Here is a 13,236-nt window from a genome sequence, read left to right on the forward strand (position 1 = left end):
TAGAACAATTCCAGAAACTGAAAAAACTGGCACCCATCCGATATTTCTCGAACCACCTTGTTGACCGCCTCGATGATTCATGAACAAACAAGTCAAGAATCGGAATGTAATGGAGGCATTCATAATGGCAAGCTTGAAATCATGCTTTTCCGCTGCCGTTTTTTCAGGGCTGACGATCCTTTCCTTCGCGCCCGCCGCTCTGGCAGAGGGCGAGGTTAACGTCTATTCCTATCGCCAACCTGAACTGATCCAGCCGCTGCTCGATGCCTTCACCAAGGAAACCGGGATAGAGACGAACGTCCTGTTTCTCGACAAGGGTCTGGTGGAACGTATTCAGGCAGAGGGCGTCAATTCACCTGCGGATGTGCTGCTGACGGTCGATATCGCCCGTCTCGTCGAGGCGAAAGAGGGCAAGGTCACGCAGCCGGTTCTGGGTGATCCCGTCATCGAAAAGGATATTCCCGCCAACCTGCGTGATCCCGAGGGTGAGTGGTTTGGTCTCACGACTCGCGGCCGGGTTGTCTATGCTTCGAAGGAGCGGGTGACCCAGAAGGACATCACCTATGAAGAGCTTGCCGACCCGAAATGGAAGGGCAAGATATGCATTCGTGATGGCCAGCATTCCTATAATATTGCGCTGATCGCCTCGATGATCGCCCATCACGGCGTCGATTATACCCGCACATGGCTGACGGGCCTGAAGAATAATCTCGCCCGCAAGCCTGATGGAACCGACCGCAGCCAGGCGAAATCGATCTTTTCCGGCGAATGCGATATCGCGCTCGGCAATACCTATTATGTCGGCCTGATGCTGACCAATGATCGCGAGCCGGAAGAAAAGGAATGGGCGGGTTCGGTGCGGGTGATCTTCCCCAATGCCGGTGATCGTGGCACCCATGTGAATATTTCCGGCATGGCGCTGACGAAATATGCGCCCAACAAGGACAATGCGCTGAAGCTGATGGAATTCCTCGCCTCGCGTGAAGCACAGGAAATCTACGCCAGGCAGGTTTTCGAATATCCGGTGCTGCCGGGTGCGGAGCCTTCCGACGTGGTGAAGGGTTTCGGCCCCATCCATCCGGACAAACTGCCGCTGACGGATATTGCCGCCCATCGCAAACAGGCTTCGGAGCTGGTGGACGAAGTGGGTTTTAATGACGGCCCGACGAACTGAAGGTCACGCTATTCTCAGTCACTCTTCTGAGTGCCAGCAAAAAAGCCCCGCTGCAACAACAGCGGGGCTTTTTGTTCTCTTGCCGGCTGTTCGGCTTATTTCATCGTCGGCATGACGAATTCAGCTCCGGACTTGATGCCCGACGGCCAGCGCGAGGTGATCGTCTTGGTCTTCGTCCAGAACTTGATCGAATCCGTGCCGTGCTGGTTGAGATCGCCGAAGCTCGAAGCCTTCCATCCGCCGAAGGAGTGATAGGCGAGCGGAACCGGGATCGGAACGTTGACGCCGATCATGCCGATATTGACGCGGCTTGCGAAGTCGCGGGCGGCATCGCCGTCACGGGTGTAGATCGCGACGCCGTTGCCGTATTCGTGCTTCATCGGCAGTTCAAGCGCGTCTTCGTAGTTCTTGGCGCGGACGACGGACAGAACCGGTCCGAAGATTTCCGTCTTGTAGATGTCCATGTCAGGGGTGACGTGGTCGAACAGGCAACCGCCGACAAAATAACCGTCTTCATAACCCTGCAGTTTGAAGTCGCGGCCATCGACCAAGAGCTTCGCACCCTGCGCGACACCGCTGTCGATCAGGCCCTTGACGCGCGTCTGCGCTTCCTTGGTGACGAGCGGACCCATATCGGCCTTGTCGTCGGTATAGGGGCCGATTCTCAGGCTTTCGATCTGCGGGATGAGCTTTTCGACGAGACGGTTTGCCGTCTCCTCACCAACCGGAACCGCAACGGAAACGGCCATGCAGCGCTCGCCGGCCGATCCGTAACCTGCACCCATCAACGCATTCACTGCCTGGTCGAGATCGGCATCCGGCATGATGATCATGTGGTTCTTCGCGCCGCCGAAGCATTGCGCGCGCTTGCCGTTCATAGCTGCGGTGCCATAAACATAGCGTGCGATCGGCGTCGAGCCGACGAAGGAGACTGCGCCGATGTCGGGATCGGTGAGGATGGCATCGACAGCGCCCTTGTCGCCATTGACGACGTTCAGGATGCCGGCCGGAAGACCGGCTTCGATCATCAGTTCGGCAAGGCGGATCGGCAGCGACGGATCGCGCTCCGAAGGCTTGAGGATGAAGGCGTTGCCGCAGGCGATTGCCGGGGCGAACATCCACATCGGGATCATGCCTGGGAAGTTGAACGGGGTGATGCCCGCGCCGATGCCGACCGGCTGGCGGATCGAATACATGTCGATGGCAGGGCCAGCACCTTCGGTGAACTCACCCTTCTGCAGATGCGGAATGCCGCAAACGAATTCGCAGACCTCGAGACCGCGAATGATATCGCCCTTGGAATCTTCGACGGTCTTGCCGTGTTCGCTGGAAAGCAGCACCGCCAGCTCGTTTATGTCGCGGTTCAGAAGTTCGACGAACTTAAAGAAAACGCGGGCGCGGCGCTGCGGGTTGGTCGCGGCCCATTTCGGCTGCGCCGCCTTGGCGCTTTCCACGGCGGCGCGCAGCTCGGCGTCGTTGGCAAGCGCAACGGTTGCCTGCACTTCGCCCGTGGCGGGGTTATAGACATTCGATGTGCGGCCGCTGGTGCCCGGCACATGCTTGCCGTTAATGAAATGACCGATTTCCTTCATGGGTTTTCCTCCAGAATATGATGGCGCAGCATTACCTTTCGATTTGCACAAATCAATCGCCTGAAATAAGCATCCATTGTGCAGAAATAGACATAAGGAGGGTGCCGTGAACTGGGATGATGTGCGTTTGTTCCTCAGCGTCGCGCGAAGCGGCCAGTTTCTTTCGGCGGCCAGAAAGCTCGGTGTGAACCATGCCACCCTCAGCCGGCGAATTTCCGCGCTGGAGGCGGCCATCGGCACGCAGCTTTTCCTGCGAAGCACCAATGGCTGCGAGCTGACCGAGGAGGGCCAGAGCCTTCTTGCCGGGGCCGAGCGCATGGAAACCGAAATGCTGAATGCCCAGGCCAATCTCGGCCGTGTCGATACGGCGGTGGCGGGAACGGTGCGCATCGGCGCGCCGGATGGTCTTGGTGTGTCCTTCCTCGCGCCAAGGCTTGGCCGACTGACGGCTCGTTATCCCGACCTGAAAATCCAGCTCGTGCCGGTGCCGCGATCCTTCTCCCTGTCGCAGCGCGAGGCCGATATCGCCATCACCATCGAGCGGCCGGAACAGGGCAGGCTGATGTTTTCGAAGCTCACCGATTATTCACTGGGCCTCTATGCCTCGGCGGGTTATCTGGCCGACTACGGCACGCCGGTGGATGTCGATGCGCTGAAACGCCACCGGCGCATCGGATATGTGGAGGACCTGATCTTTTCGCCCTCGCTCAATTATACCGGTGAGATCATGCGCGACTGGGACGCCGCCTTCGAAATCTCCAGCGCCACCGGCCAGACAGAGGCGGTACGGTCGGGGGCGGGGATCGGCATCCTGCACAATTACATCGCCGGGCAATATTCCGAACTGAGGCGGATCATGCCGCATCTCGGTATCAGCCGGTCCTACTGGACGGCCTATCATGAATCCGCCCGCCAGCTGGTCCGTGTCCGCACGGTCGTCGATTTTCTCCAGGAACTGGTCGCGGAAGAGCGACGAATCTTCATCTGACATCCGGCCGCCGATCCATTAGTACTATTAATTGCCGGTGACGGGTCGTTCCGGGCTTGACAAAGGGCTGCTGGCTGGACGACCAATGCAGCCATTGGGAGAAATCGGAATCTGACATGTCGACTATGATAAAAAAGCTTTCGCCGACCGGTCTCGGCGTGGCCGTCATGCTGCTTGGAATGCTGCTCTTTGCATTGAATGACGCCATGGGCAAATGGCTGGTCGCAACCTATAGCCAGGGTCAGGTCATTCTCATCCGAAGTGCGGCAGCGCTTGTCATTCTGGTTCCCATCGTCTGGAGAGCCGGCCTTTCCGGCCTCGTGAACATCGAGCGGCCCGGCCTTCAGGTGGCGCGCGTGTTCTTCTCCACGGCCGAGCTTTTCTGTTTCTATTTTGCCGTGGCCGCCCTGCCGCTGGCAGACGTCATGACCTATTGGCTTGCCGCTCCGATCTATGTGGCGGCGCTCTCGCCGTTTCTGCTCGGGGAAAAGGTCGGCTGGCGGCGCTGGACGGCCATTGCCATCGGTTTTGTCGGCGTTCTCATCGCGCTCAAGCCCAGCTCGGCAAGCCTCACCTCCGCAGCGCTCTTTTCCATCCTCGGCAGCGCCGCCTTCGCCTTCATGATGTTGTCCGGCCGTCAGCTGCGCAATACGCCCGATACTGTGCTGGCCTTCTGGCAGATCATCGGCGCAGGGCTTGCGGGCATCGTCGCAGTGTTCATGACCCCATCCGGCTGGCTGCCGGTTCAATCCAGCTTCGATCTGGCGTTTCTCGGCCTGCTCGGCGTGGTGGCGATGACGGCACATGTGCTGGTCAACCGTGCGCTCAAACTTGCCGATGCCGCTACTGTCGCGCCGCTGCAATATACGTTGCTGCTCTGGGCGGTCATCTTCGGCTGGCTGTTCTTCGGCGATGTGCCGCAGACCAGTATCGTTGTCGGTGCGGGCCTGATTGTGCTTTCCGGCCTTTACATCTTCTTTCGAGAAAATTCACTCAAACGACGCCGCGAAACCGCTGAAGGACTGGCTGCGGAGCAGGTTTGATCTTTCTTGTTCGTCGTGGTCACAATCACGGGACTTGACGACGGCGTGATCTTCAGGAAGTAAGAAGGGGCCCTGCGATGATTTGTCTCGCAAGGGCAGAGGAAACAAAGGTGCCGGGCCCCTCTGGCGAGAGTTTTACGGCGCTCTCGCGATGTCGGTACCGCCTGCAAAAATTTGGCCGGCGGATTAAAAACTATGAAAAACCTGAATGTGCTTCGCGCGCGTGCTTTCTGCGTGCGGCCTGACGCCCCGCGTCGGTCCGTGAATGTCCTCGTTATCGGAGGCGACCGGACATGAGCTCTGCCCAGAAAACCACGCTTTCCTACTTCAAGTGGGCTTTTATCGTCACCGTTCTCGGCTTGATTCTCGGTGGCTATCTCGGTTGGGAAATGACCGGAACGGTCGGCGGCACGGCGACGATCTTCTTCATCTGCGTCGTCCTCGCGGTGCTGGAAATCTCGCTCTCCTTCGACAACGCCATCGTCAATGCCAACAAGCTGAAGGACATGACACCGGTCTGGCAGCACCGCTTCCTGACCTGGGGTATCCTGATTGCCGTTTTCGGCATGCGTATCGTCTTCCCGCTGCTCATCGTCGTCGTTGCGGCCAATGTCGGCCCCTGGACGGCGCTCGTCATGGCGGCCACGCAGCCGGAACGTTATGCTGAAATCATGCAGGACGCCCATTTGCCGATTGCGGCTTTCGGCGGCACCTTCCTGATGATGGTCGGTCTCAATTTCTTCTTCGACCATGAAAAGGACGTGCATTGGGTGCGCTGGATCGAGGAAAAGGCGGCGATCTATTCTTCCGTCAAGGGCATCGAGATCGCCTTCGTGCTGATCGTCATGCTGATCTTTTCCCGTATCATCGGCGCAAGCGACAATCCGGAGCTTGGTCCGGTTGCGGCCAACACCTTCTTCCATTCGGCGATCTGGGGTCTCTTGACCTTCCTCCTGGTGGAAGTTGTCGGCGGCATTCTCGATCGCAGCCAGGAAATGCTGGAAGGCGCTGCAAAGGGCGGTTTCGGTGCGTTCCTCTACCTCGAAGTGCTGGATGCCAGCTTCTCCTTCGATGGTGTGATCGGTGCTTTCGCGCTGACGCAGAACCTCTTCATCATCGCCATCGGTCTTGGCATCGGCGCCATGTATGTGCGCTCGATGACCATCATGCTGGTCGAAAAGGGAACGCTGGCCGAATATCGTTATCTGGAGCACGGCGCCTTTTATGCGATCCTGATCCTGTCGGTCATCATGTATGTGCAGACCATGGTGCATATACCGGAGGTCATCACCGGCCTTGGCGGCGCGGGCCTGATCGGCATCTCGCTCTGGTCGTCGATCCGCTATAACCGGCAGCAAAATGCCGATGCGGTCGAAGCCGCACGCGGCGCGGAAATCTGATCCGTGATCATCCTTGCCTTCCGCCGTGCCGGCGGAAGGCAGTTTTTAAGCATTACGTCACCCGTTGCCTGTTTTTATTGCCATTTGCTCTTTGTGGAAAATTTGGCCATAGAGCCGGACATATACTCCAAGTACCTGCTTTTGCTTGTATTTGTGCGACGCAACAAAACTGGCACGCTTCCTGCATCTCATCTTGCAAGTCCAGAGGGGACGTGAAAACCCGAAAACGGGTCGATAAATACCGCCGTGCCGCGCGATCTTCCGAATCTGCGCCGCACGGCGGTTTCGTTTATGCGGGTTGGTTCTTGAGTTTTCCCCTCCGTTGAATGAAAACAGTGGAACAACGACTGGAAGGGTCACTGGCTTGCCTGCACAATTGTCGCCCACGGAGGCCTTGGGGCTCTGGCACCGTGTATCCACGGCGCAGGTCATTGACGATCAACCGGATTTGACCTTGCGTCAGACGGCCATCCTGCTGCAGATTTATCTCGTGCCACCGCCGCATACCGTTCGGGGCCTCGCCGCCATGCTGGGCGTCACCAAACCGGTCATCACCCGCGCACTCGACAGTCTCGGTGCGCTGGGATTGGTCGACCGGGTGCGGGATGAGCGGGACAGGCGCAATGTCGTGATAAAACGTACCGTCGCCGGTGCGCTTTATCTGGAAAAATTCGGCGATCTGATTATTGATCAGGCACGCAAGATTTAATTTCTGGAAGTGAAAACCATGATGCTCGACCGTCGCCTGAATGTCTTCCGCCCAGATCTCGCCGATGCGAAACTGCAGGGCGTGGTGCAGGCCGAACGTTTCGTCAGCGGTTCGCCCGCGCAGGTCACCGCACCGGTCATTGGCCTTCGGCCTACCCCCGATCTCGCCACAGGCATAGACACAGAACTTCTCTGCGGCGAAACAGTGCGCGTTTTCGACCGGGCGAATGGCTCGGCCTGGGTGCAGGCGGATGTGGATGGTTATGCTGGTTATGTGCCGGAAACGGCTATCGGCGATGTTGTCGCCGCCACGCATCAGATCATCGCGCCGCGCACGTTCCTCTATCCCTCGGCCGAGTTGCGCAAGCCTCCGGTCGCGGCGCTGTCCATGGGCAGCTTAGTCCGCATTGTCGGTGAGGCGGAGACGCGCGGCACCCGCTATCTGATGACCGAAAAGGGCGAAGGCATCATCGCCGCCCATTGCCGGACCGTCGATGCTTCGCTTGAAGAAGACTATGTGGCGGTGGCTCTGCGATTTATCGAAACACCCTATCTCTGGGGCGGCCGCTCCGGCTTCGGTATCGATTGTTCCGGCCTCGTGCAGCTTTCCATGGCGATGACTGGTCGACGGGTTCTGCGCGACACGGATATGCAGGTGAAGTCGCTCGGCGTGGAAATCGAGCGTGATGAATTGCGCCGCGGCGATCTCGTCTTCTGGAAGGGCCATGTCGGCCTCATGGAAAACGAGGAAACGTTGTTGCATGCCAATGGCCATACGATGAATGTCGCGCGCGAAAATCTCGATGCGGCGATCGAGCGCATCGGCTGGCTTTATGAAAAGCCGACGGCTTTCCGCCGTCTGGAAGGCTGAGACGGCAGCTTTCACGAAATTGTGCCTGCCCGGCCCTTTGTGCGAAAGCCACCGACAGCCTACATCCATTGGATGATGGTACGGGACCGGCATCGATGAAGACAAGAACGGCAACACGACTGGCAGTGATCCTCACGGCGGCTTTGCTGAGCGCCTCGGCGCAGGCGCAGACCGTTTTCCAGAATGGTTTTGCTCCTGCCCCGGATGCCTACGCGAACCTGCCCGGCGTCAAGGACCCGCGCACGCTGCAGCCAAAGGTCCGTTACAATTGCCATAGCGAACTCGGCAGGACGGGATATTCCCGAGGTTCCTACAGGAATGTTTTCGGCAGCCGTGGACTTCCGGTTCAGGGTTACCGCTGTACCGACGAAAACGGCATTTCCAGTTTCGGCGGCAGAAATCCGGTTTCCAAGGACTGGTATCCCGGCATCAATCCGGTCGACCCGACCTTCTGAAGCGGCGTGACTTCGGCCCCGAACCAAAACGGCAATGCGGCTCCTTCGGAAAATCGATGCGCAGGCGGGCGCCCGAGGCATTTGCCCGGCCAGCGCTCTGGACTTGTTGTCGCTTTTTCAGATAAATCTTCCGCGTGACAGGTTGAAACCTGCCGGGGTGCGGAGTGAGATCGGCTGTTTTTTGACCTTTGGCCGATATTGGGGAATGCAAGTATGACGAAGACCGATATTGCCACCCGTGTCCATAATCATACCTGGAAGCTAGACCCGATCGTCCGCAGCCTGATCGATACGGATTTCTACAAGCTGTTGATGTTGCAGATGATCTGGAAACTTTATCCGGAAGTCGATGCGACGTTTTCGCTGATCAATCGCACCAAGACGGTGCGGCTTGCGGAAGAGATCGACGAGATGGAGTTGCGCGAACAGCTCGATCATGCGCGCACCCTGCGGCTCTCCAAGAAGGAAAATATCTGGCTTGCGGGTAACACGTTTTACGGCCGCTCGCAGATTTTCGAGCCGGAATTCCTCTCCTGGCTTTCGAGCTATCAATTGCCGGAATACGAACTTTTCAAGCGCGACGGGCAATATGAGCTGAACTTCCATGGCCGCTGGATGGATACGACGCTCTGGGAGATCCCGGCGCTGGCGATCATCAATGAATTGCGTTCACGCAGCGCCATGCGCTCGCTCGGTTATTTCACGCTTGATGTGCTTTATGCCCGCGCCAAGGCCAAGATGTGGGAGAAGGTCGAGCGGTTACGGGAACTGCCGGGCCTGCGCATCTCCGATTTCGGCACCCGCCGCCGCCACAGCTTCCTTTGGCAGCGCTGGTGCGTCGAGGCGCTGAAGGAAGGCATCGGTCCAGCCTTTACCGGTACGAGCAACGTGCTCCTCGCCATGGATTCCGATCTTGAAGCCGTGGGCACCAACGCGCATGAACTGCCGATGGTGGTTGCGGCGCTGGCGCAGACCAATGAGGAGCTGGCCGCCGCGCCCTATCAGGTTCTGAAGGACTGGAACCGGCTTTATGGCGGCAACCTGCTGATCGTGCTGCCGGACGCCTTCGGCACGGCAGCGTTCCTGCGCAATGCGCCGGAATGGGTGGCGGACTGGACGGGTTTCCGTCCGGACAGTGCGCCGCCGATCGAAGGCGGGGAAAAGATCATCGAGTGGTGGCAGAAGATGGGCCGCGACCCGCGCAAGAAGATGCTGATCTTCTCTGATGGTCTCGATGTCGACGCCATCATCGACACCTACAGGCATTTCGAGGGTCGGGTGCGCATGAGCTTCGGCTGGGGCACCAATCTGACCAATGATTTTGCCGGCTGCGCGCCGAAAACCATTGCCAGCCTCAAGCCAATTTCCATCGTCTGCAAGGTCAGCGATGCCAATGGCCGCCCGGCGGTGAAGCTCTCGGACAATCCGCAAAAAGCCACCGGCGATCCGGCCGAAGTGGAGCGTTACCTGAAGTTCTTCGGCGAGGAAGACCACAAGGAACAGAAGGTTTTGGTTTAAGGCAACCGGGCGCTCCGGTTGGGGAAGCGCCCGTCGGATCCTGACTAGGCCGATTATTTTGCGAATTGATGTGCGATGTAATGGAAGAGTGCGCGGATACCCTGCGCTTCCCCGCCGATCGATGAATGGTGACGCTCGCTGAGCGACCAGCCGTAAATATCGAAATGCGCCCAGCGCTTGGTATTGGTGACGAAGCGCTTCAGGAACAGGGCGGCGGTGATCGATCCACCCATGCCGCCAGAAGGCGCATTGGTGATATCGGCTGCCCTTGAGCGGATATCCTTGTCATATCCCATATAGAGCGGCATGCGCCACAGCGGGTCATCCGTATCGATGCTGGCTTCCGCGATATCATGGGCCAGATCCTCGTCATCGGTGTAGAAGGGCGGCAGATCGGGACCCAGCGCCACGCGTGCTGCACCCGTCAGCGTCGCCATGTCGATCATCAGGTCCGGCGCATCCTCGTCGGCATAGGCCAGCGTATCGGCCAGAACGAGACGGCCCTCCGCATCGGTATTGTCGATCTGTACTGTCAACCCCTTGCGGCTCCTGTAGATATCGCCGGGACGGAAGGCATTGGCGGAGATGGAGTTTTCGACCGCCGGCACGAGAACGCGCAGATCGACCGGCAGCTTGGCATCCATGATCATCAGCGCAAGGCCGAGAACATTGGCGGCGCCACCCATATCCTTCTTCATCAGCGCCATGGACGCGGCGGGCTTGATATCGAGACCGCCGGTATCGAAGCAGACCCCCTTGCCGACGAGAGTGAGGCGCGGATTGCCCTTCTTGCCCCAGTTCATTTCCAGAAGGCGCGGTGCGCTTTCACTGGCGCGGCCAACGGCATGGATCAGCGGGAAGTTTTCTTTGAGCAGATCGTCGCCGGTCGTAACGTTCACCTTCGCCTTGTAATGGGCGGCAAGCGCACGAAAGGCAATCTCGAGCTCGTCCGGTCCCATGTCATTGGCCGGGACGTTGATGAGGTCGCGGGCAAGGAAGACACCTGCCAGAATGCGCTTGATCTCGCCGTCTTCGGCATCCTGCGGAATGAGAAGCTTTGCCCCGTTGGTCTTGGTGGTCTTGTATTTGTCGAAGCGATAACTGCCGAGGCCGAAACCGAGCGCGAGGCGATTGGCCGTCAGGGGCGCGGTTTCGATGTGCCACTCACCCTCCGGCAGCTCACGGGCGAGTTTGCCGGTGATGAAGGGAATTTCGGAAGGATTGCCACCGAGGCCGAGAAGCACGCCGCCCAGTGATCCGTCAGCGGAAGGAACGAGCAGGACGGCGCCAGCTTCCGCCTTGAACCCCGCCTTTTTTGCCCAGTCCAGAGCGACCGGGTCTATGGCACCCTGTTCGATATGGGCTGGCGTGACGGCGAAAACCGGCAATGTGCTGCCTGCCTTCGAGCTGAAAGGGGTGGGGCGTTCGATGAACTGATAGGGCGCCATGGTATGCTTCCGTAAATATCGAGAATCGGTGCGATTAACGCTCTGTTAGGGTTAACAGATTATTGCTTAAGCGAAAGTTGCGTCATGTGAGTCTGTCGTGTGTCGGGCGCAAGATCGATCATTCTCGGGCGGGGGCGCTGCCATGACTGCATTTTCTTTGGCTAAGACAGGCCGGACAGGGTTGCTGCGGGGCACATGTCTCGCGGCGCTGGTTCTTGCGGTTTCAGGATGTGCGAGCACCAACAAGCCAGATCGCATGTCCACCGGCTCCATTCCCGCAGCCACGCGCTCCTACGACCATCTGAACATGGAGCAGCTTCGGCAGGCGGAAGAGGCTGCCGGCAAAACCTATGAACGCAACCCCAAGGACAAGTCCGCCGGTATGAATTACGCCAGCGTGCTGATGATGACCGGCAAGAATACGCAGGCGCTCGCCGTCATGCAGCAGATCGCCATCGCCAATCCAGCCGACCGTGATGTGCTTGCCGCCTATGGCAAGTCGCAGGCGGCCGCCGGCCAGCTGGAGCAGGCGCTTTCGACCATCCAGCGGGCGCAGACGCCTGATCGTCCCGACTGGCGGCTCTACTCCGCCGAGGGCGCCGTGCTCGACCAGCTTGGCCGCTCGAACGAGGCACGTTCCAGATACCGGCAGGCGCTCGACCTCAAACCGAACGATCCGAGCGTGTTGTCCAATCTCGGCATGTCCTATGTCCTGTCGAGCGATCCGCGCACCGCCGAAACCTATCTGCAATCGGCGATCGCCCAGCCGGGCGCCGACAGCCGCGTCCGCCAGAACCTTGCGCTCGTGGTCGGTCTCCAGGGCCGCTTTGCCGAAGCCGAGCGCATCGCCGTTCAGGAACTTTCTCCGCAGCAGGCGCAGGCTAACCTGACCTATCTGCGTGCAATGCTGTCGCAGCAGAATTCCTGGCAGCAGCTGGCGAAAAAAGACAGCAAGCCGGCTGGCTGAGGCATTTTCAGAAACATTGATGGTGTGGTCCGGCAGGCAAATCACTGCTGCCCCCTGCGCGCAAATTTTCGGCGTGTTTCTTGCCTCAGAACGAATCGGCCACCCGAATACCAGCCGGCCCGAGAATGACGGCGATGAGGACCGGCAGGAAAAACACGATCATAGGCACGGTGAGTTTCGGCGGCAGTGCGGCGGCTTTTTTCTCAGCTTCATTCATCCGCTCGTCGCGGCCTTCCTGTGCGAGAACACGCAGCGCCTGAGCCAGCGGCGTACCGTATCGTTCCGCCTGGATAAGGGCCTGCACCACGCTTCTGACGCCGTCCAGCTGGGTGCGCATCCCAAAATTCTCAAGCGCCGTGCGCCTGTCCTGAAGGAAGGACAGCTCCGCTGTCGTCAGGATCATTTCCTCCGCCAGTTCAGGCGACTGCTCGCCCATTTCCTCGGCAACGCGGCGCATGGCCGCTTCCATGGACACGCCGGACTCGATGCAGATCAGCATGAGATCAAGCGCATCCGGCCAGGCTCGCTTGATGGAGGCCTGCCGCTTGGTCATGCGGTTCGAAACGTAGATATTGGGAGCGTAAAAGCCGACATAGCCAAAAAGAAGCACCGCCATCAGCTGAACGATAAAGGTCTGATTGGCGAGGTTTCCAAGAACGAAAACCCAGGTGAACGCCACCGCCAGAAAAACGAACGGCAATACGAACCGGGCGGCAAGAAATGTATTGAGCGCATTTTGCGACCGAAAACCGGCCGCGCGCAGCTTGTTCATCGTGTTCTTGTCGACAAGGGCTTCCTGAAGATTGAATTTCTCCACGATGCGCCGCGCGGATTTATTGTTGTTGCCACGCAGGGAGGACCTGTTCTCTCTCGTCACGGTCGCCAGTCGCTCGCGCTCGCGGCTGCGGATGAGTTCCCGTTCCGACGAGACGGCTTTCATGCGCTTGGCGAGATCTTTCCGCTCCAGGAAAGGCATGATCAGCGTATAGAGGGTCGCGAAAACCGCCAGTGTGACGAGAATGGCGATTATCGTTTGCGGATCCGTCAGGCGGGAAAGCAGATTTCCTGTCAT

General features: G+C 58.9%; 12 protein-coding genes. 9 read left to right on the forward strand and 3 right to left on the reverse strand.

The window, feature by feature from the left end:
• Positions 1-124 precede the first annotated feature (124 nt).
• Positions 125-1,174, forward strand: coding sequence for a Fe(3+) ABC transporter substrate-binding protein (locus tag O3S81_RS05860; RefSeq protein ID WP_269341521.1), 1,050 nt, complete (start codon positions 125-127; stop codon positions 1,172-1,174).
• A 95-nt stretch (positions 1,175-1,269) separates the two neighbouring features.
• On the opposite strand, the gene O3S81_RS05865 is transcribed toward O3S81_RS05860, so the two are convergent.
• Positions 1,270-2,766 carry a CoA-acylating methylmalonate-semialdehyde dehydrogenase gene (locus O3S81_RS05865; protein ID WP_269341522.1) on the reverse strand — a complete coding sequence of 499 codons (1,497 nt, stop codon included), beginning with the start codon at positions 2,764-2,766 and terminating at the stop codon, positions 1,270-1,272.
• A 106-nt stretch (positions 2,767-2,872) separates the two neighbouring features.
• Between O3S81_RS05865 and O3S81_RS05870 the strand changes: the two genes are divergently transcribed.
• From O3S81_RS05870 to pncB, 7 genes are all read left to right on the forward strand, one after another.
• On the forward strand, positions 2,873-3,754 hold the full coding sequence (locus O3S81_RS05870; RefSeq protein WP_269341523.1) for a LysR family transcriptional regulator: 882 nt from the start codon (positions 2,873-2,875) through the stop codon (positions 3,752-3,754).
• A gap of 125 nt (positions 3,755-3,879) precedes the next feature.
• Positions 3,880-4,797 (forward strand): DMT family transporter, encoded by a 918-nt coding sequence (locus O3S81_RS05875; protein WP_442864891.1) that lies wholly within the window; start codon positions 3,880-3,882, stop codon positions 4,795-4,797.
• A gap of 293 nt (positions 4,798-5,090) precedes the next feature.
• Positions 5,091-6,197 carry a DUF475 domain-containing protein gene (locus O3S81_RS05880; protein ID WP_269341525.1) on the forward strand — a complete coding sequence of 369 codons (1,107 nt, stop codon included), beginning with the start codon at positions 5,091-5,093 and terminating at the stop codon, positions 6,195-6,197.
• A 364-nt stretch (positions 6,198-6,561) separates the two neighbouring features.
• A complete protein-coding gene (locus O3S81_RS05885) occupies positions 6,562-6,906 on the forward strand; it encodes a MarR family transcriptional regulator (protein WP_010970731.1) in 345 nt (114 codons plus the stop codon).
• An 18-nt stretch (positions 6,907-6,924) separates the two neighbouring features.
• Positions 6,925-7,776 carry a C40 family peptidase gene (locus O3S81_RS05890; protein ID WP_269341526.1) on the forward strand — a complete coding sequence of 284 codons (852 nt, stop codon included), beginning with the start codon at positions 6,925-6,927 and terminating at the stop codon, positions 7,774-7,776.
• Positions 7,777-7,871: 95 nt separating this feature from the next.
• On the forward strand, positions 7,872-8,231 hold the full coding sequence (locus O3S81_RS05895) for a hypothetical protein (protein WP_269341527.1): 360 nt from the start codon (positions 7,872-7,874) through the stop codon (positions 8,229-8,231).
• 213 nt (positions 8,232-8,444) lie between these two features.
• Positions 8,445-9,749 carry a nicotinate phosphoribosyltransferase gene (pncB, locus tag O3S81_RS05900; RefSeq protein WP_003507389.1) on the forward strand — a complete coding sequence of 435 codons (1,305 nt, stop codon included), beginning with the start codon at positions 8,445-8,447 and terminating at the stop codon, positions 9,747-9,749.
• Between the two features lie 53 nt (positions 9,750-9,802).
• Here the strand turns inward: pncB and O3S81_RS05905 are convergent, their stop codons facing one another.
• A complete protein-coding gene (locus tag O3S81_RS05905) occupies positions 9,803-11,197 on the reverse strand; it encodes a leucyl aminopeptidase family protein (RefSeq protein ID WP_269341528.1) in 1,395 nt (464 codons plus the stop codon).
• A gap of 142 nt (positions 11,198-11,339) precedes the next feature.
• Here O3S81_RS05905 and O3S81_RS05910 point away from each other — a divergent pair, with 142 nt between their 5' ends.
• Complete coding sequence (locus O3S81_RS05910) at positions 11,340-12,164, forward strand: tetratricopeptide repeat protein (RefSeq protein WP_269341529.1); 825 nt, start codon at positions 11,340-11,342, stop codon at positions 12,162-12,164.
• An 85-nt stretch (positions 12,165-12,249) separates the two neighbouring features.
• On the opposite strand, the gene O3S81_RS05915 is transcribed toward O3S81_RS05910, so the two are convergent.
• Positions 12,250-13,236, reverse strand: coding sequence for a type II secretion system F family protein (locus tag O3S81_RS05915; RefSeq protein WP_269341530.1), 987 nt, complete (start codon positions 13,234-13,236; stop codon positions 12,250-12,252).

The organism is Agrobacterium sp. SOY23, from assembly GCF_027212525.1.
GTDB lineage: Bacteria > Pseudomonadota > Alphaproteobacteria > Rhizobiales > Rhizobiaceae > Agrobacterium > Agrobacterium tumefaciens_I.

Coding starts and splice junctions, on each gene's coding strand:
- O3S81_RS05860 (WP_269341521.1), top strand. CDS start 125: ATGGCAAGCTTGAAATCATGCTTTTCCGCTGCCGTTTTTTCAGGGCTG.
- O3S81_RS05865 (WP_269341522.1), bottom strand. CDS start 2,766: ATGAAGGAAATCGGTCATTTCATTAACGGCAAGCATGTGCCGGGCACC.
- O3S81_RS05875 (WP_442864891.1), top strand. CDS start 3,880: ATGATAAAAAAGCTTTCGCCGACCGGTCTCGGCGTGGCCGTCATGCTG.
- O3S81_RS05880 (WP_269341525.1), top strand. CDS start 5,091: ATGAGCTCTGCCCAGAAAACCACGCTTTCCTACTTCAAGTGGGCTTTT.
- O3S81_RS05890 (WP_269341526.1), top strand. CDS start 6,925: ATGATGCTCGACCGTCGCCTGAATGTCTTCCGCCCAGATCTCGCCGAT.
- O3S81_RS05895 (WP_269341527.1), top strand. CDS start 7,872: ATGAAGACAAGAACGGCAACACGACTGGCAGTGATCCTCACGGCGGCT.
- pncB (WP_003507389.1), top strand. CDS start 8,445: ATGACGAAGACCGATATTGCCACCCGTGTCCATAATCATACCTGGAAG.
- O3S81_RS05905 (WP_269341528.1), bottom strand. CDS start 11,197: ATGGCGCCCTATCAGTTCATCGAACGCCCCACCCCTTTCAGCTCGAAG.
- O3S81_RS05910 (WP_269341529.1), top strand. CDS start 11,340: ATGACTGCATTTTCTTTGGCTAAGACAGGCCGGACAGGGTTGCTGCGG.
- O3S81_RS05915 (WP_269341530.1), bottom strand. CDS start 13,236: ATGACAGGAAATCTGCTTTCCCGCCTGACGGATCCGCAAACGATAATC.